Raw genomic sequence first — 18,582 nt, 5'->3', positions numbered from 1 at the left:
TTTGTGTCGTTCACAACCTTCTGATCGACACCGTCCATTGTGGGAGCGTGGCTTGCCCGCGATGAGGCCGGTACCGGCAAAACCAAGCCCTCAGAACGACCGCACAATCCGCCCCAACGTTTCCATCGCCTTCTCGGCCGTCTCATCCCAGGGGCTGCCGTAATTCAGGCGGATGCAATTGCGAAAGCGCTGGGTCGGAGAAAAGATCGGCCCGGGCGCAATGCTGATTCCTTGCGCCAACGCCATCTGAAACAACTTCAGTGAATCCATCTGCGGTGGCAACTCCAGCCACAAAAAGTAGCCGCCGGCCGGTTGGCTGACGCGAGTCTGCGCCGGGAAGTAGCGCGCGATAGCGGCGAGCATGGCGCTCTGCTGTTCTTCCAGGGCGTAACGCAGTTTTCGCAGGTGCCGGTCGTAGCCGCCGTGTTGCAGGTAATCGGCGATAGCCGCCTGGGCTGGCATCGATGCGCACAGCGACGTCATGAGTTTCAGCCGTTCGATTTTCTGCGCATAACGTCCGGCGGCGACCCAGCCGATGCGGTAGCCGGGGGCCAGGCTTTTGGCGAACGAACCGCAGTGCATCACCAGCCCTTCGGTATCAAAAGCCTTGGCCGGTTTCGGCGCCTGTTGGCCGTAATAGAGTTCGGCGTAGACGTCGTCTTCGATCAGCGGCACCTGATGGCTGCGCAATAGCTCAACCAGTTCCTGCTTCTTCGCCTCGGGCATCGTCGCGCCCATCGGGTTCTGGAAGCTGGTCATGCACCAGACAGCCTTGATCGGGTGCCGTGCCAGGGTTTGCGCGAGTACGCCAAGGTCGACGCCATCGCGCGGATGCACGGGGATTTCCACGGCTTTGAGCTTCAGCCGCTCGAGGATTTGCAGGCACGCGTAGAACGCCGGGGCTTCGATGGCCACCAGGTCGCCGGGCTCGGTGACCGCTTGCAGGCACAGGTTCAGCGCTTCCAGCGCGCCGTTGGTGATCAGCAGTTCTTCCATGGGCAGCATCAGGCCGCCGACCATGTAGCGCAGGGCGATTTGTCGCCGCAGTTGCGGGTTGCCCGGCGACATGTCGGTGACGACCATGCGCGGGTCCATCTCGCGGGCGGCGCTGGCCAGGGAGCGGGACAGGCGTTGCAGCGGGAACAGGGTCGGGCTGGGGAAGGCCGAGCCGAAGGGCACGGTGTTCGGGTCCTTGATCGAATCGAGGACCGAGAACACCAGTTCACTGACGTCGACTTCTGTGGATTCATTGACCTGACTGCTGATCACCGGCTCCGAGAACGGGCTCGGCGCGTGTGCGTTGACAAAGTAGCCGGAACGCGGCCGAGCGCGGATCAGGCCGCGACGTTCGAGCAGGTAGTAGGCCTGGAACACCGTGGATGGGCTGACCCCGTAAGTCTGGCTGGCGTAGCGCACCGACGGCACACGCTGGCCGGGGCCGAGAACGCCGGAGCGAATCAGTTCAGCGATGTCATCGGCGAATTTTTCGTAGCGTTTCATCGAGTGCCTGGAATGAAGTTATTCAGGAGATACGCTGTTGTGGCGAGGGAGCTTGCTCCCGCTGGGGTGCGCAGCGCCCCTGAAATTTTACGACTGCTGCGCAGCCGAGCGGGAGCAAGCTCCCTCGCCACAGAGCTCCATAGTCTAGGGGATCATCTGTTCATCGGCGCAACAAACCGGCTCTTCGCCACGCTATAAATCTCAGGCTCATCACTGTCGGCGATCTTGAAGCTGATCGTCTGCGAACTGCTGCTCGGCCGTTCCGTGGTCATCGCCACCGACACCGGCACATCGATAATCTCGCCTGGTGCCAGGCTCAGTTCGGTCTTGCCTTGCAGCAGGAAGCCGTCGCCATCGACCAGGGTCAGGCGGTAATCCTGGCGTTGCTGGGTCTTGTTGATGACTTTCAGGCTGTAGATGTTCTCGATCTGCCCCTGACTGTTCTCGCGGAACAGGCCACGGTCCTTGCTCACGTCCAGCGAGACCATCGGCCGCTCCACCAGCGCCAGGGCCAGCGCACCGATCATTACTAGCAGGACCGCGGTGTAGCCGATCAAACGTGGCCGCAACAAATGCGTCTTGCCACCCTGCAATTGATGCTCGGAGGTGTAGCTGATCAGCCCGCGAGCGTAGCCCATTTTGTCCATGATCGAATCACAGGCGTCGATGCACGCGGCGCAACCGATGCATTCCATCTGCAAACCGTCGCGGATGTCGATGCCGGTCGGACAGACCTGCACGCACACCTGACAGTCGATGCAATCCCCGAGGCCGACTTCTGCCGGTGCCACGTCACGTTTGCGCGGGCCACGGTTTTCGCCACGGGCCACGTCGTAGGAGATGGTCAGGGTGTCTTTGTCGAACATCACGCTCTGGAATCGCGCATACGGACACATGTGCATGCACACCGCTTCACGCAGCCAACCGGCGTTGATGTATGTCGCGCCGGTAAAGAACAGCACCCAGAACAGGCTGACACCGCCCATCTGCAAGGTCAGCAGTTCTTCGGCCAGTGGCCGGATCGGGGTGAAGTAGCCGACAAAGGTCAGGCCGGTCAACAGGCTGATGGCCAGCCACAAGGTGTGCTTGGCCGAGCGGCGGATCAGCTTATTCAGGCCCCAGGGCGCGGCTTGCAGCTTGATCCGCTGGTTGCGTTCGCCTTCGGTGAGTTTCTCGCACCACATGAAGATCCAGGTCCAGGAGCTCTGTGGGCAGGTGTAACCGCACCAGACTCGCCCGGCAAACACGGTGATCGCGAACAGGCCGAACGCGGCAATGATCAGCAACGCCGACAGCAGAATGAAATCCTGTGGCCAGAAGGTCGCACCGAAGATATGGAATTTGCTTTCGGAAAGGTCCCAGAGCACCGCCTGGCGGCCGCCCCAGTTCAACCACACCGTTCCGAAGAACAACAAAAACAAAAAACCCGCGCCGCTCAGGCGCAAGGTGCGGAATAGACCGGTGAAGCTGCGGGTATGGATCAGGTTGTCGCTGGACTTGGCCTTCATCTTTGGGCGCGAAGGCTCATAGCTTTGAACGGACGGGGCACTTTCAACAATTCGGACGGGGATTCTATCGCTCATGGTCTTTCGCTCATCAGCCTCCATCAGGCCTGAGCACTATGAGCGGCGATCTGTTTGCATAACAGACTCACCTATTGCAATAAAAAGCGGATCAGATGGACATTGATCCGCTGCCTGCGACAAGTTGATGCACCCGCTACAGCGGGACCCGGACGCCTATATCAAGCGCCGGCGGGGGTTATTGATCCGGGTCAGTCAAATCACCGAACCACTGTCGGTGGCTTTCAAATGCCTACGCCCGTCGACTGCGCCTGCTACGGTCAATGCGTCGGCTTCTGCTTCGGTGATGTAGAAAGGCTTGTCATTGAGTTCCACCATCGACATGGATTTTTCCGGGTCGGTGACGATGGTGACGTCGGGACACAAACGAATTTCTTCGCCGTTCGCGGTAATGAAGAAGCAGGTCTGGTTTTCGATGCGCACAGTCATGAAGGTGTCCTTTTTTTCTGTGGTTTCTAAAACGTTAGGGCGCAGCCTTGGATCATCGTTCTGTGCAACTGATTAATGGTCGACGCGGTCCATCGTCAATAGAGCAACTTTCCATTAAGTCATCACAAGGACAACACCATGAACGCTTGGTGGCATGAGGTTTGGGTGACCCTGCAAGCGGAGTTCGCCGACATTGGCGATGCTTCACAACTGACGCGCATTACCGTGCGCTTGCTGATGGCTGCGGTGTTGGGCGGGATTCTCGGCTTCGAACGCGAGCACAAGGGCAAGGCCGCCGGGGTTCGCACCCACATGCTGGTGGCCCTCGGCGCGGCGCTGTTCGTGCTGGTGCCGCAAATGTCCGGCTCGCAAGCCGATGCCATGAGCCGGGTGATGCAGGGGGTGATCGCCGGGATCGGCTTTCTCGGCGCGGGGACTATTCTGAAAAACAACGATGGCGACGAGGGGCACGTCAAAGGCCTGACCACCGCCGCCGGGTTGTGGATGACCGCGGCCATTGGTGTTTCGGCCGGGTTGGGGCGAGAGGCGACGGCGGTGCTCAGCACGTTGTTGGCATTGGCGATTCTCGGCGTGATGCCCGCTGTTGTGCGGATGATCGACAAGGACAAGGACCAAACTCCGTGAATGATCGTTCCTACGCTCTGCGTGGGAATGCAGCCCGGGACGCTCCGCGTCCCATCCAGAGCCGAACGCGGAGCGTCCGTGGAGGCATTCCCACGCAGAGCGTGGGAACGATCAGTGCGCGATTATTCGGGGGTGACGACCACCGGTGGCATCGTCTCTGGCGGGTCTTCGCGTGGTGGCGCAGTGGTGCCGGGCGGGTCTTGCTCCGGTACAGGTGCAGGCTCGGTCGGCGGAATGGTTGGGCTGTCGATGTTTGGATCAGGCGTTTCGGCAGGGATCGGAATGCTCATGAATTCAACCTCCAGTGGCACATGGCGTAAGTCGTGCTTAAGTGTGTTGACCACTGCGCAAAGGAATTGATTCCTTCGAAGGCCCGGGCAAATCTTCGTGAACTTTTACCGGTGCCTGTCGCTCGGAACCTAAGTGAGTTCATTCCAGGGCGGACGATCCTGCGGGATGACTATCCTGTTACAAGCCACAGACACAAGAGCGTCCATGGGGCGTAAAGGAGAGATGCTCGATGACTGCTGAAAAACCGACAGAGCTGAACTACAACCCTCATATGCCGCTTTCGCAGGCTTTACTGCTGCCGCGCATTGCCATCGAAAACACCATGCCGACCCTCGATGGCGGGCAGTTCGCCGTCAAAGCCGTTGTGGGTCAGGACGTGGTGGTGACCAGCAAAGTGTTCGCCGACGGTCACGACAAGTTGGCGGTGCGGGTGCGCTGGCATGCCGAGGGCGAGGAAACCTGGCATAGCGAAGTCATGGCCGATCTGGGCAATAACGGTTGGCAGGGTCAGTTCCGGGTCGCGCGCCAGGGCCGTTATGTGTTTTGCATCGAAGCCTGGATCGATCAGTTCGCCAGCTTCTGTTATGAGCTGGAGAAAAAACACGCCGCCCGGGTGCCGATCAGCCTGGAGTTGCAGGAAGGGCGAACGCTGGTCCAGCAAGCTGCCGAACGCACCGAAGGACAACTGAGCGAGCAACTGGCGACGCTGCACCATGATCTGTCGGGGTTGCTCGAAATCGAGCAGGTCGAGCTGTTTCTGCACCAGCGTAGCGCCGAGCTGATGACGCTGGCCGATCATCGTCCCTATTTGAGCATCAGTCCTGAGTACCCGCTCGACGTCGAACGGGACCTGGCGCAGTTCGCCAGTTGGTATGAATTGTTTCCGCGTTCGATCACCGACGATCCGGCCCGTCATGGCACCTTCAACGATGTACATTCGCGGCTGCCGATGATCCAGGACATGGGTTTCGATGTGCTGTACTTCCCGCCGATCCACCCGATCGGCCGCAGCTACCGCAAAGGCCCGAACAATTCCCTGACTGCCGGGCCGGACGATCCGGGCAGCCCGTATGCCATTGGCAGCGAAGAGGGCGGTCACGAAGCCATTCATTCAGAGCTGGGCACGCGTGAAGACTTCCGGCGACTTGTCGCCAGGGCCGCAGATCATGGACTGGAAATCGCCCTCGATTTTGCCATTCAGTGTTCTCAGGATCACCCGTGGCTGCAACAGCATCCGGGCTGGTTCAACTGGCGTCCCGACGGCACGATCAAATATGCCGAGAACCCGCCGAAGAAATACCAGGACATCGTCAACGTCGATTTTTATGCCACCGATGCGATTCCGAGCCTGTGGGTCGAGTTGCGCGACATCGTCGTGGGTTGGGTCGAGGAGGGCGTGAAGCTGTTCCGCGTCGATAACCCTCACACCAAACCGCTGCCGTTCTGGCAGTGGTTGATCGCCGATGTGCGGGCGCTGTACCCCGAGGTGATCTTCCTGGCCGAAGCCTTTACCACCCCGGCAATGATGGCGCGGTTGGGCAAGGTCGGTTACTCCCAGAGCTACACCTACTTCACCTGGCGCAACAACAAGTCCGAGCTGGCCACTTACTTCACCGAACTCAACGAATCACCGTGGCGCGAATGCTTCCGGCCAAACTTCTTCGTCAACACACCGGACATCAACCCGGCGTTTTTGCATGAGTCGGGGCGCGCCGGTTTTCTGATCCGCGCGGCGCTGGCCACCATGGGCTCCGGTCTGTGGGGCATGTATTCAGGCTTCGAACTGTGCGAAGCGGCACCGGTGCCGGGCAAGGAGGAGTACCTCAACTCCGAGAAATACGAAATTCGCCCGCGGGACTTCAATGCACCGGGCAACATCATTGCCGAGATCGCCCAGCTCAACCGCATCCGCCGGCAGAACCCGGCGCTGCAGACGCATCTGGGCCTGAAGGTCTACAACGCCTGGAACGACAACATTTTTTACTTTGGCAAACGCAGCGCGGATGGCAGCAATTTCATTCTGGTGGCCGTCAGCCTTGATCCGCATAACGTCCAGGAAGCGAATTTCGAATTGCCACTGTGGGAAATGGGCTTGCCCGACGACGCCAGTACCCACGGCGAAGACTTGATGAACGGCCATCGCTGGACCTGGCACGGCAAGTACCAATTCATGCGGATCGACCCGGCGTATCAACCGTTCGGGATCTGGCGTATTACCGTTTAACTGATAAGCACTGATCGTTCCCACGCTCTGCGTGGGAATGCAGTCCGGGACGCTCTGCGTCCCATCCAGAGCCGAACGCGGAGCGTCCGTGGAGGCATTCCCACGCAGAGCGTGGGAACGATCTGGGACAAGGCGCTTTCCAGTTTTCAACAGGAGTTTCAAATGGCGAAGAAACCCAAGGCTGCCACCTTTATCAAGGACCCGCTCTGGTACAAGGATGCGGTGATCTACCAGGTTCACGTTAAGTCTTATTTCGACTCCAACAATGACGGGATCGGCGACTTTCCCGGTCTTATCGCCAAACTCGACTACATTGCCGATCTGGGCGTCAACACCATCTGGCTGTTGCCGTTCTATCCTTCGCCACGACGCGATGACGGCTACGACATTGCCGAATACCGTGGCGTGCATTCCGACTACGGCACCATGGCCGACGCCAAGCGTTTCATCTCTGAAGCCCACAAACGTGGCTTGCGGGTGATTACCGAACTGGTCATCAACCACACCTCGGACCAGCACGCCTGGTTTCAGCGTGCGCGCAAGGCCAAGAAAGGCTCGGCGGCACGGGATTTCTACGTCTGGTCCGATGACGATCATAAGTACGACGGCACCCGCATCATCTTTCTCGACACCGAGAAGTCCAACTGGACCTGGGATCCGGTGGCCGGCCAGTACTTCTGGCATCGCTTCTATTCCCACCAGCCAGACCTGAACTTCGATAACCCGCAAGTCATGAAAGCCGTGCTGTCGGTGATGCGCTACTGGCTGGACATGGGCATCGATGGCTTGCGTCTGGATGCGATTCCGTACCTGATCGAACGCGACGGCACCAACAACGAAAACCTGCCCGAGACCCACGACGTCCTCAAGCAGATCCGTGCCGAAATCGACGCCAACTACCCGGACCGCATGCTGCTGGCCGAGGCCAACCAATGGCCGGAGGACACGCAACTGTACTTCGGCGACACCGACGCCAAAGGCCTGAACGGTGACGAATGCCACATGGCGTTCCACTTCCCGCTGATGCCGCGCATGTACATGGCGCTGGCCCAGGAAGACCGTTTTCCGATCACCGATATCCTTCGTCAGACTCCGGAGATCCCGGCCAACTGCCAGTGGGCGATTTTCTTGCGCAACCACGATGAGCTGACGCTGGAAATGGTCACCGACAAGGAGCGCGATTACCTGTGGAATTACTACGCGGCCGACCGTCGGGCGCGGATCAACCTGGGGATTCGCCGCCGCTTGGCGCCGTTGATGGAGCGCGATCGTCGTCGCGTGGAACTGCTCAACAGTTTGCTGCTGTCGATGCCCGGCACGCCGACCCTGTATTACGGCGATGAAATCGGCATGGGCGACAACATCTACCTCGGCGACCGTGACGGCGTGCGCACGCCGATGCAGTGGTCGATTGACCGTAACGGCGGTTTCTCCCGCGCCGACCCGGCCAGCCTGGTGCTGCCGCCGATCATGGACCCGCAATATGGTTACTTGTCGGTCAACGTCGAAACCCAGGCCGGCGACCCGCATTCGTTGCTCAACTGGACCCGGCGCATGCTCGCCGTGCGCAAGCAGTCCAAGGCCTTCGGCCGCGGCACCCTGAAGATGCTTTCGCCGACTAACCGGCGAATCCTGGCCTACACCCGGGAATTCACCGGACCGGACGGCAAGCACGAAATCATCTTGTGCGTCGCCAACGTGTCCCGCAGCGCGCAAGCAGCGGAGCTGGACCTGTCGGCCTACGTCGGCATGGTGCCGGTGGAGATGCTCGGCGGTAACGCCTTCCCGCCTATTGGCCAGTTGAATTTCCTGCTGACCCTGGCGCCTTACGGCTTCTATTGGTTTGTATTGGCGGCGGAAAACCAGATGCCGAGCTGGCACGTGGAACCGGCGCAAAGCCTGCCGGACTTCACCACGCTGGTGCTGAAGAAACGCATGGAAGAACTGCTCGAAGCGCCGTCTCGCGACACGCTGGAGCAGGGCATCTTGCCGAGCTGGCTGCAGAACCGTCGCTGGTTTGCCGGCAAGGACGCGGCCATCGAACAGGTCAACATCGCTTACGGCGTGCGCTTCGGCGATCCGCTGCATCCCGTATTGCTGAGTGAAATCGATGTCACCAGCGGCGGCCAGACCAGCCGCTATCAGTTACCGTTCGGTTTTATCTCTGAAGATCAGGTGGGCGCCGCGTTGCCTCAGCAACTGGCCTTGTCGCGGGTCCGGCGCGTGCGTCAGGTCGGCTTGATCACCGATGCCTTCAGCCTTGATACCTTCGTGCATGCAGTGTTGCAGGGCATGCAAAGTAATACCGTAGTGCCATCCAGTGCGGGCGATATCTGCTTTGAGCCAACGTGGGAGCTGGCGAAACTCGGCCTGACCGGGGAATCGGAAGTGCGTTACCTGTCCGCCGAACAGTCCAACAGTTCGGTGGTAATCGGCAACTGTCTGGTGCTGAAGCTGATCCGCAAGATCGCGTCCGGCGTGCACCCGGAACTGGAAATGAGCGCGTACCTGACTCACGCCGGTTTCCGCAATATCTCGCCGCTGCTGGGTTCAGTGGTTCGCCGTGATCCGGCGGGCGAGGAAACGTTGCTGATGATTGCCCAAGGCTACTTGAGCAATCAGGGCGACGCCTGGGAATGGACCCAGAACAACCTCGAACGGGCACTGCGCGACGAACTGGCCGACGCCGTGTCCGAGCAGGAGCAACACTACAACGCCTTGGGTGAACTCAAAGACTTCGCCGGCATGCTCGGCCAGCGCCTGGGTGAAATGCACCAGGTACTGGCAGCGCCCAGCGACAATCCGGACTTCGCCCCGCAGGTCACCACCCAGAAAGATGCCCTGGCTTGCACCAAGGACGTGGTGGCGCAACTGGAACACGCGCTGAAGTTGCTCAAACAGCATCAAAGCGAATTGAACCCGGCAGACAAAGCCTTGGTCACTCATTTACTGGACAACAAAAAAGCCATCCTCAGCCATGTTCAGGAGCTGGGCAAAAAAGCCGTTGGTGGTCTGCGCATTCGCGTCCACGGCGACTTGCACCTGGGCCAGGTGCTGGTGATCAAGGGTGACGCCTACCTGATCGACTTCGAAGGCGAGCCGGCGCGGCCGCTGCATGAACGACGGGGCAAACACAGCCCGTACAAAGACGTCAGTGGGGTATTGCGCTCCTTTGACTACGCTGCGGCGATGGCGATGAATGTGCACAACGTCGACAACACGGTCGATGCCCAAGCCGCTCGTCAACGTGTCGCCGATCGCTATTTGATTGAAGCAAGACAAGCATTTGTCGACGCTTATCGGCTGGCGGCAGCTAGTCTTGCTCATGCATGGCAAGATCCGGAAGGCGAGGACGCCGCATTGGCGTTGTTCGGCCTGGAGAAGGCAGCGTATGAAGTGGCCTATGAGGCGGAAAATCGCCCCACATGGTTGCCCGTGCCGTTGCACGGTTTGTATGGGTTATTGAGTGGGCTTAAACCCTTTTCCGATCTTGGTGGAGAGTAGTCATGAGTTTCTCGAACAAGGAACAGGGACACGCTAAAGAAGCGTTGCTGCCCAGATCGCGGGACATCGACGCGCTGGTACGCGCCGAACATCACGACCCTTTTGCAATTCTTGGTCCCCACGGCGATGGTGCCGGCGGGCAATTCATTCGGGCCTATTTGCCGGACGCCTTGAGCGTGCAGGTCCTGGCCAAGGACTCCGGGGAAGAACTCGGCAACCTTGAGGCCACCCAGACGCCGGGCCTGTTCGTCGGGCACTTCGATCGGGCGCAGCCGTATCTGCTGCGAACCCGGTGGGCTGGCGGCGAACAGGTTTGCGAAGACCCTTACAGCTTTGGCCCGTTACTCGGCGAGATGGACTTGTACCTGTTCGCCGAAGGCAATCACCGCGATCTGAGTGCTTGCCTGGGCGCGCAGCTGAAAACCGTCGATGGTGTCGATGGCGTGCGGTTCGCCGTGTGGGCACCGAATGCCAAAAGGGTGTCGGTGGTCGGGGATTTCAACAACTGGGACGGTCGTCGGCACCCGATGCGCCTGCGCCATCCTACCGGCGTATGGGAGATTTTCATCCCGCGCATGCAAGCGGGGGAAACGTACAAATACGAAATCCTCGGCGCCCACGGCATTCTGCCGCTCAAGGCCGACCCGATGGCGCTGGCCACTTCGCTGCCGCCGGATACCGCGTCAAAAGTCGCATCGCCGCTGAACATCGATTGGCAGGATCAGGAGTGGATGCAATCGCGGGGCGACCGTCATCGGCCAAGTGCGCCCCTGTCGATCTACGAATTGCATGCTGGCTCGTGGCAATGTGAGCTGGATGATCTGGGTGAGGTCGCCCGGCAGTACACCTGGCATGAGTTGGCAGAACGGCTGATTCCCTACGTGAAGGAGTTGGGTTTTACCCACATCGAGCTGATGCCGATCATGGAACACCCGTTCGGCGGTTCCTGGGGCTATCAACTGCTGTCGCAATTCGCCCCGAGCGCCCGCTACGGCTCGCCGGATGACTTCGCCGCGTTCGTCAATGCCTGCCACCAGGCCGACATCGGTGTAATCCTCGACTGGGTGCCGGCACATTTCCCGACCGATACCCACGGCCTGGCGCAATTCGATGGCACTGCGCTGTACGAGTACGGCAACCCGCAGGAAGGCTTCCATCAGGATTGGGACACGCTGATCTACAACCTGGGTCGCACCGAAGTGCACGGCTACATGCTGGCTTCGGCGCTGCACTGGCTCAAGCATTTCCACGTCGACGGCCTGCGGGTCGATGCCGTGGCGTCGATGCTGTATCGCGATTATTCGCGCAAGGCCGGCGAATGGGTGCCAAACCGCCACGGCGGTCGGGAAAACCTCGAAGCCATCGACTTCCTGCGCCATCTCAATGACGTGGTCGACCTCGAAGCCCCCGGCGCGCTGGTGATCGCCGAAGAATCCACCGCATGGCCGGGTGTCAGCCAGGGCACGCAACAGGGCGGACTAGGCTTCGACTACAAGTGGAACATGGGCTGGATGCACGATTCGCTGCACTACATCCAGCAAGACCCGGTGTACCGCGCCCATCACCACAACGAACTGAGCTTCGGTCTGGTGTATGCCTGGTCCGAGCGCTTTATCCTGCCGATTTCCCACGACGAAGTGGTACACGGCAAGCACTCGCTGATCGACAAGATGCCCGGCGACCGCTGGCAGAAATTCGCCAACCTGCGCGCCTACCTCAGTTTCATGTGGGCACATCCAGGCAAGAAGCTGTTGTTCATGGGGTGCGAGTTTGGTCAGTGGCGTGAGTGGAACCACGATCAGCAACTGGACTGGTACTTGCTGCAGTATTCGGAACACAAAGGAGTGCAGAAACTCGTCGGCGATCTGAATCGGCTGTATCGCGAAGAACCGGCGCTGCATGATCAGGACGACGCGCCACAAGGCTTCCAGTGGTTGATTGGCGATGACGCCACCAACAGCGTCTACGCCTTCATGCGCTGGAGCAGGGATGGGCGGCCGGTGTTGGTGGTGGCTAACTTCACGCCGGTGCCGCGTGAGGGTTATCGCATCGGCGTACCGTTTGCCGGGCGTTGGACCGAGGTGATCAACAGCGATGCGGCCACTTACGCCGGTTCGAACTATGGCAACAGCGGCGGGGCGTTTACCGAGGACGAGGCGAGCCACGGCCAGGCACTCTCATTGGTATTGAACCTGCCACCGCTGGCAGTGTTGATGCTGCGTCCGGAGGGTTGATCCAGAACCGAGTCGCTCCCATCGCGAGCAGGCTCGCTCCCACATGATCGTTCCCACGCTCCGCGTGGGAATGCAGCCCGGGACGCTCCGCGTTCCTACGATGTGACGCAGAGCGTCACTGGAGGCATTCCCACGCAGAGCGTGGGAACGATCATTTCACCACCGCATCCGCACACCCAGACTCCCAATCAACCCGTTCAAATCATTGTCATCCACATCACTGCTGTAGTCGGCGCTGACGTAAAGACTCACGGCAGGTGTCACTCTGGCCACCAGGCCCAAACCCACTTCGACGGTCGATGAATAACGGCTGCTGCTGATCTTCTCGACCTGATCGAGGTTCACCGTATTGCCGGTGTACACCGTGTGCCACAGGTTGGTTCGCACATAGGGTTCGACCCCCAGCCCGTTGATGTCGTAACTACCTTTCAAGCGTGCACCGACCCGCCCGCTCCAGGACGTCAGTTCGCTGGACGAGGCATTGCCAGACCCGCCATACGGGGTGTCCAGGGTAATGCGTTGATTGATCAACTGCGCCTGGGGTTCAACGACCCAATTGTCGCTCAGGCCAATGGGGAAACCACCTTCTACCGACAGCGTCACCGCGCTGCCTTCGGTCGCCATTCGGGCGCCCTGGTCATTGCGGGTATAGCCGTTGACCCGACCGCCGCTGGCCGTCAAATCCACGTGCCAGCCCTGGGGACCGGTCAAACTCCAGTAAGCACCGAGGCTTTGGCCTTCGAGGCTGAGGGTGTCGTGGCTGGGGTCAGCATGGGCGCGACCGGTCAGCAGCCCGTTGCTGTTGCCTTGTAACTGAGTGGTGCCGCCAACCAGTCCGACTCGCTGGGTATGACCGCTACCGCTTTTCAGAGTCAGGATCGCCGGACCTTTGAATTCGCTACTGCCAGGGCCGGCAAACCCCTGAGCCAGAACATCGGTTTGCGCTTGCCGCGAAGCTTGTCCATATACCTGATCCCAGGCCGAAGGCGCAGCGTCCTCGATGGTCAGGCGCGAACTTCGAGTATCGGAGGCGGCGCTGAAGCGGCGGGAGTAGGGAGCGGTGAAAGTGACAGCGGGTAAGGTCATGACCGGAACATCCTGACGGTACCAAGGCGTGGCTTCATCCGCTGCCGGCCCTGCCTGCACTTCCATGGACGAGCACAGAAGGAGTGAGCTCGATACAGTGCAAAAAGTAACTTTGATCTCTTGTTGGGTGAATGAAGTTTTCATGGAGGTCTACCTTGCAATCGCATGCGGTATCTCGCTCTGGCGTCTCTCCTACCCCGAATGAGGGGCGACCGAATGTAATGGGGCAAGCCTCTGGCCGCCCGTTTTTGCGGGTGTCTGGAGGCTTGCCCCTGGTGTATTTCCGGGGGTAGTAACGTGTAGCTAAGAAGACCCTTGATACTGCGTCAAGAAAATGGCCGATAAGTGGTACGTGTATTTTAGGGTTCGCAAGTGACTGATTTTCGCCGCACATCTAAGCTGTTGTTTGTTCGAAAAATCGTCAAGAAACCTGCGTCCCAGAGCGTTTTTTAATAGTGGGCTACCGGTCTACCAACTCACCCTGACACCGATATTTGCAGACGTTGCGCGCTGCTGATGACTGTCGATATTGCTGGTGTAGTCGACTGCGCCATACACGCTCACGCTTTTCGCGAGGCTAACCACAACACCGACACCGAGGTCGGCCGATGACGATTTTTGCTCGGTATCGATCCGGTCCACACCGTCGAAGGTGACCGAGTCGGTACCGGAAAGGGTGTGCCACAGATTGGCTCGAATGTAAGGTTCCAGTGGTCGTCCGCTGACTTGGTAGCGGCCTTTTAGTCGAGCGCCGAGGCGACCGGTCCAGGCTCCGTCGGAGTCGAATGAGACGTGGGAAATGCCGTCGTCCTGGCTGTCCAGCGAGACTTTTTGATGGATGAGCTGCACCTGGGGTTCGACCACCCAGTTACCCGTCACTTGAGCTGGATAGCCGGCTTCCGCCGAAGCAGTCAAGGCATGGCCTCGGTTATCCAGCTTGAGGCCGCGTTCGGAGTGGCTGTCACCGTCGAGCCGAGTGCCCATGAGGACGGTGTCGACGTACCAGCCCTTGGGATCGGTCAACGTCCAGTACACGCCATAACTGTCGCCTTCAAGTTCCACTTTGCCTGCACGTTTGTTTTCGAACCCTTGGTTGAAACCGTCGACATCGCCCTGCAAACGCGTATGCCCGACAAAAAAACCAATGCGTTGGGTCTGTCCATGGACAGTCAGTGAGCTGTACACATCGTTACCCACCTGAAAGCCGCTGAGCGAACCGTCGAGCCTTGGCGTTACGGTGCCGGCCCAGGTCTGATTCACATTCTTGCCATAGACCCGGCCCCAGCCAGCGCCAAAGGCCCCGGTTTCGTGGAGCAGGCGCTGGTCGCCTTGGCGATCATGGAAAGTGCCGAGTGCATTGAGGGTCAGTTGCGCGGCGGCGGGAGGCAGTACCGACCAGGTTGGAACCTCGGGGCGGTACAGCGCAATCGGTGACGCGCCCGGTACGGCTGTCGGCAAAACCGGCAACGGTGGGCTGCCGACGGGTGCAAGTGCGGGTACCGGCGTTGCGACAACCGGGACGACAATCGGTGGCAAGGCCGGATCCGGGTTGGGGAGGGTGAGGGTCGTGGGGGCCACAATGGCAGAGCGCAAATACCAATTGTTTTGGCTGTTTGCGGTAACGCCACCTTTGAACAAGTAGTAATCGAAGGCACCCGCAGAGACCGGACCTTTGAGCGCAAACGCATCGGGGGTGCTGACAGCAGTGCCTTGCGCCTGTACCAACTGGATACCGTTCTGCCGCGTCAACCCGCCGGTTCCGCCCAGATTGGTGACCGTGATCAATGTGCTGCCGGTCAATGTCCCATCGTTCACCACCAGTTTGTCACTGGGGGAGTTGTCATCGCCGACTGCACTTTGCAAAAACAACTGGCCGTTGTTACCCGAATAATTACCCTGCACCGTGAGCGTATCGTCGGTCCGGCTATTGCCGCTGCTGAGGTCGATTAGCCCGGCATTGTTCAAGGTTGCACGCTGGCCGGCGGTGAATGGCGTGATGCGGCCCTGGGTCGACGTCAGCGTGCTGCTGCCATCGATATTGAATACACCGGTGCCGCTGGCACTGTCGCCCAATACAAAAATGCCGGTCAGATCGATCTGCGAACCATTGTTCAGGTTGACCGTTTCCCAGTTGATGTACCGGGGAGTACCCGCTGCGGTGGTGTCATCGAAGGTCAGCAGGTCTGTGCCGTCTCCACCATCAATGCTCGGGGTGAGGGCGAGGGTGCTTTGGCCGAGATTTCCCAAGGTGGCACTGTCATTGCCGGTGCCCATGAGGATGGCAGAGCGGATGATGCCGCCACCATTCCACACCAACGTGTCATTACCGGCGCTGGCACGGACCTCGCCGAGGATCTCGCCACCCGTCACGGTGATGCTGTCATTGCCGCCGCTGACACTGACGTTGCCGCCGATTCGCCCGGCGGACACGATGATCGTGTCGGTGCCGAAACCAGTCACCAGGTTGCCGAGGATCTGGCCGCCGGACATGTCGAAGGTGTTGTCGTCGAGTTTCATATTGACGCGACCGATCGTGCCACCGGTCATCTGCGCAAAGTCACCATCTTCAAAGTCCTCGGCAATCGTGCCGCCAGTCATCAGGAACTGGTCGAAACCATCGCCCTGCGCCAGAGAATGAATACTCCCGCCATTCATGTTGAAGGTGTCGATGCCGCTGTGCTGGTGGACTTCGCCGGTAATCTGCCCGTTGTCGATCTGCAGAAAATTGGCGCCGTCGCCCTGATCGAGTACGCCTGCGATGGTGCCCGCCGCCATGACGACCCGGTCAGCACCTGCGCCGAAGGTTACATCGCCATTGATGGTGCCATTGGCGAGAAAGATCAGGGTGTTGTTGCCCGACAAGTCGGTCAGCGGGCCACCGCTGGTGCTGTCGCACACGTAATTGTCGTTGCCGGCGGTCGGTGTGAGCGTACAGCTCGCCTGGGCGGTGTTGGACCAGCCTATCCATAAACAGAGAGAAACGGCGCAGGCTGAGTAACGGTAGTTGGGCAATTCTGTCGGAAATATCATGCTCGTCTCCACGCATCGATTGGCGTCCGACCCCTTCACTCGTAGTGGGTGAAAAAGAGTCTGACGTCCTTGGCAGCGTGAATTGCGAGACGACATCGGTAATACAAGTCCCCGAACTGGAAACCTTCGGCAACGTTGGCTGCTACGGTTGAAAGCTCGTACATGCAACGGGTACGGACCTGCGCACCGTATCAACAGATTTTGGAAGTCGCTACTGTCAGAAGTAACAGGTAGGGCAAGGGATTTCGTTTTCAGGCACCGTATTCTACGAAGCTATTGGGCGTTTCAAAGGTGCACTTCCACCGCCAACGGCAAGTGATCCGACAAATGCGTCCAGGGCTTGTGCCCCAGTATTCGCGGCTCATGACTGCTGGCATTGCGCAGATAAATCCGATCCAGGCGCAGCAGCGGAAAGCGTGCCGGATAGGTTTTTGCCGGGCGACCGTGGTGGCGCTCGAAGGCTTCATGCAGATAGTCGCGCCGGGCGAGGGCGGTGTTGCCTTGCAACTGCCAGTCGTTGAAGTCGCCGGCGATAATCACCGGTGCATCGTCGGGTAACGATTCGAGCAGTTGGCAGAGTAGTTGGAGCTGCAGTTGGCGATGGCTTTCCAACAGACTCAAATGCACGCAGATCGCATGCACTTCTTTGTGACCCGGCACATCCAGTACGCAATGCAGCAAGCCGCGGCGTTCGGGGCCGGTGATCGAGACGTCGAGGTTGCGGTGTTCGCGGATCGGGTATTTCGATAACAGGGCATTGCCGTGGTGACCGTTGGGGTAGACCGCGTTACGACCGTAGGCGAAGTCGCTCCACATGCTGTCGGCCAGGAATTCATATTGTGAGGTCTGCGGCCAATCGTTGTAGCGAGTGGAATGGCGGTCGTGTTCACCGACGACTTCCTGCAAGAACACCAGGTCCGCCGAGGTACTGCGTACCGCTTCACGCAATTCCGGAAGAATGAAACGTCGGTTGAGTGCGGTAAAACCCTTGTGGGTGTTGACCGTCAGCACTCTCAGACGATGAATCGCGGGGGGCGTATTCAATGGAGATGATTCGACGGCCTGCCACTTGGAATCACTGGTCACGTTCACTCCTCTGAATGGGATGGGTTATGCATGCGACTGATACAGCGGCAGGCAGTTCAGAGTGATTCGTCGCAAGCTCGACAGCTGCTACAGGCTTATGTCAGACGAAGACAATTTCATAGGGCAACCGTATCCGTTCCAGAAGCACCGGGGGCAGCAGCGGGGCGAGGCCGATGGCCGGTTCGCCGTCGAGCTGGCTGGCATAGGCGTGGGTAGCGTGGCTTTTGCGCGCGACGGTCCAGGTGTCCAGGCGAACCTTGCGCGCGCGATGCCAGGGGATAAGCCCTCGATCACGCGTTGGCCAGTGCCAGGCCCAGACCGGTACTTCGTTGAGCGTCGCCCCGACCATGGCCGCGGCCTTGACGCTGGCCCGGCCGACGGCGTCATGGTCGACAATGCCATCCTCGCGCCACGTGCTGAACACCACATCCCCGGGGCGTAAATAACGGGCAATGAACTGAGTCATCTGAAACTCCCGTTCGGCCAGGGCGTTGTCGGTGAAACCGCCACGAATCCATTTGAGGCTGTGCATCGGCAATCCGAGCCGGCGCAAGGCTTCGAGGCTTTCCTGGGGGCGAAACACGCTCAAGCGTTTCTCCGACCATTGTTGCGAGCCCGGATGGCTGGCGCTGCCGTCGGTAATCGAGATCAATTGGAGGGGATGACCCAAGGCGCTGAGCAGCTGCAGCAGGCCGCCGCAGGTCACGACTTCATCGCCAGGGTGTGGGGCAATCACTACAGCGCGTGCGCCGGCGGGGACCAGGGTCTGAGTGCTGATGACAGGGATGTTGTCCAGTTGCGGCGCGCTGTTCCAGATTTGGGCGCAGAGTCTGCTTTCACTGATGGAGACCGTTTTCATGGCTACGTCCTTGTTCTCGTTGATAGCAATGTGCGGCGCTCCAAACCCTGGATTGCCGCGAACAGAGTATTGCTCATGTCACGCTATTCGTCGCCCCGATGTTCAATCCGG

At 59.6% G+C, this 18,582-nt stretch carries 12 protein-coding genes; 4 read left to right on the top strand and 8 right to left on the bottom strand.

All coding sequences use genetic code 11. The annotated features are described in order from the left end of the window. Window positions 1-90: 90 nt before the first annotated feature. The 3 genes from mapR to BLW70_RS19785 form a co-directional block, all read right to left on the bottom strand. On the bottom strand, window positions 91-1,500 hold the full coding sequence (mapR, locus tag BLW70_RS19795; protein WP_074876787.1) for a GntR family transcriptional regulator MpaR: 1,410 nt from the start codon (window positions 1,498-1,500) through the stop codon (window positions 91-93). A 152-nt stretch (window positions 1,501-1,652) separates the two neighbouring features. After that, entirely contained in the window at window positions 1,653-3,083 is a 1,431-nt protein-coding gene (gene ccoG, locus BLW70_RS19790) for a cytochrome c oxidase accessory protein CcoG (RefSeq protein ID WP_074876785.1), read from the bottom strand. Between the two features lie 195 nt (window positions 3,084-3,278). After that, on the bottom strand, window positions 3,279-3,512 hold the full coding sequence (locus tag BLW70_RS19785) for a DUF3203 family protein (protein WP_074876784.1): 234 nt from the start codon (window positions 3,510-3,512) through the stop codon (window positions 3,279-3,281). Between the two features lie 138 nt (window positions 3,513-3,650). Between BLW70_RS19785 and BLW70_RS19780 the strand changes: the two genes are divergently transcribed. Next, window positions 3,651-4,157: an MgtC/SapB family protein gene (locus BLW70_RS19780; RefSeq protein ID WP_074876782.1), complete on the top strand. Its 507-nt coding sequence runs from the start codon at window positions 3,651-3,653 to the stop codon at window positions 4,155-4,157. Window positions 4,158-4,279: 122 nt separating this feature from the next. Here BLW70_RS19780 and BLW70_RS30840 read toward each other — a convergent pair whose 3' ends face one another. Continuing rightward, on the bottom strand, window positions 4,280-4,447 hold the full coding sequence (locus BLW70_RS30840; RefSeq protein WP_162842860.1) for a hypothetical protein: 168 nt from the start codon (window positions 4,445-4,447) through the stop codon (window positions 4,280-4,282). Between the two features lie 230 nt (window positions 4,448-4,677). Between BLW70_RS30840 and BLW70_RS19775 the strand changes: the two genes are divergently transcribed. From BLW70_RS19775 to glgB, 3 genes are all read left to right on the top strand, one after another. Continuing rightward, window positions 4,678-6,672, top strand: a complete 1,995-nt coding sequence (locus BLW70_RS19775; protein ID WP_074876781.1) for an alpha-1,4-glucan--maltose-1-phosphate maltosyltransferase — start codon at window positions 4,678-4,680, stop codon at window positions 6,670-6,672. A gap of 162 nt (window positions 6,673-6,834) precedes the next feature. Then, window positions 6,835-10,176, top strand: a complete 3,342-nt coding sequence (treS, locus tag BLW70_RS19770; RefSeq protein WP_074876779.1) for a maltose alpha-D-glucosyltransferase — start codon at window positions 6,835-6,837, stop codon at window positions 10,174-10,176. A gap of 2 nt (window positions 10,177-10,178) precedes the next feature. Next, window positions 10,179-12,410 carry a 1,4-alpha-glucan branching protein GlgB gene (gene glgB / locus BLW70_RS19765; RefSeq protein WP_074876777.1) on the top strand — a complete coding sequence of 744 codons (2,232 nt, stop codon included), beginning with the start codon at window positions 10,179-10,181 and terminating at the stop codon, window positions 12,408-12,410. Window positions 12,411-12,566: 156 nt separating this feature from the next. On the opposite strand, the gene BLW70_RS19760 is transcribed toward glgB, so the two are convergent. The 4 genes from BLW70_RS19760 to BLW70_RS19745 form a co-directional block, all read right to left on the bottom strand. Continuing rightward, window positions 12,567-13,640: an autotransporter domain-containing protein gene (locus tag BLW70_RS19760; RefSeq protein ID WP_074876775.1), complete on the bottom strand. Its 1,074-nt coding sequence runs from the start codon at window positions 13,638-13,640 to the stop codon at window positions 12,567-12,569. Between the two features lie 324 nt (window positions 13,641-13,964). After that, a complete protein-coding gene (locus tag BLW70_RS19755) occupies window positions 13,965-16,526 on the bottom strand; it encodes an autotransporter family protein (RefSeq protein WP_074876773.1) in 2,562 nt (853 codons plus the stop codon). A gap of 285 nt (window positions 16,527-16,811) precedes the next feature. After that, entirely contained in the window at window positions 16,812-17,612 is an 801-nt protein-coding gene (locus BLW70_RS19750; RefSeq protein ID WP_074876771.1) for an endonuclease/exonuclease/phosphatase family protein, read from the bottom strand. 100 nt (window positions 17,613-17,712) lie between these two features. Continuing rightward, the gene (locus BLW70_RS19745) at window positions 17,713-18,471 is read right to left on the bottom strand and encodes a PIG-L deacetylase family protein (RefSeq protein WP_074876770.1); all 759 of its coding nucleotides are present in this window, start codon (window positions 18,469-18,471) and stop codon (window positions 17,713-17,715) included. Between the last annotated feature and the right edge of the window lie 111 nt (window positions 18,472-18,582).

This window comes from Pseudomonas frederiksbergensis (assembly GCF_900105495.1).
GTDB classification, from domain to species: Bacteria; Pseudomonadota; Gammaproteobacteria; order Pseudomonadales; family Pseudomonadaceae; genus Aquipseudomonas; species Aquipseudomonas frederiksbergensis.
The sequence above is the reverse complement of the archived record's forward strand: the minus strand, read 5'-3'. Positions and strand labels throughout refer to the sequence as shown.

Coding starts and splice junctions, on each gene's coding strand:
- mapR (WP_074876787.1), bottom strand. CDS start 1,500: ATGAAACGCTACGAAAAATTCGCCGATGACATCGCTGAACTGATTCGC.
- ccoG (WP_074876785.1), bottom strand. CDS start 3,083: ATGAGCGATAGAATCCCCGTCCGAATTGTTGAAAGTGCCCCGTCCGTT.
- BLW70_RS19785 (WP_074876784.1), bottom strand. CDS start 3,512: ATGACTGTGCGCATCGAAAACCAGACCTGCTTCTTCATTACCGCGAAC.
- BLW70_RS19780 (WP_074876782.1), top strand. CDS start 3,651: ATGAACGCTTGGTGGCATGAGGTTTGGGTGACCCTGCAAGCGGAGTTC.
- BLW70_RS30840 (WP_162842860.1), bottom strand. CDS start 4,447: ATGAGCATTCCGATCCCTGCCGAAACGCCTGATCCAAACATCGACAGC.
- BLW70_RS19775 (WP_074876781.1), top strand. CDS start 4,678: ATGACTGCTGAAAAACCGACAGAGCTGAACTACAACCCTCATATGCCG.
- treS (WP_074876779.1), top strand. CDS start 6,835: ATGGCGAAGAAACCCAAGGCTGCCACCTTTATCAAGGACCCGCTCTGG.
- glgB (WP_074876777.1), top strand. CDS start 10,179: ATGAGTTTCTCGAACAAGGAACAGGGACACGCTAAAGAAGCGTTGCTG.
- BLW70_RS19760 (WP_074876775.1), bottom strand. CDS start 13,640: ATGAAAACTTCATTCACCCAACAAGAGATCAAAGTTACTTTTTGCACT.
- BLW70_RS19755 (WP_074876773.1), bottom strand. CDS start 16,526: ATGATATTTCCGACAGAATTGCCCAACTACCGTTACTCAGCCTGCGCC.
- BLW70_RS19745 (WP_074876770.1), bottom strand. CDS start 18,471: ATGAAAACGGTCTCCATCAGTGAAAGCAGACTCTGCGCCCAAATCTGG.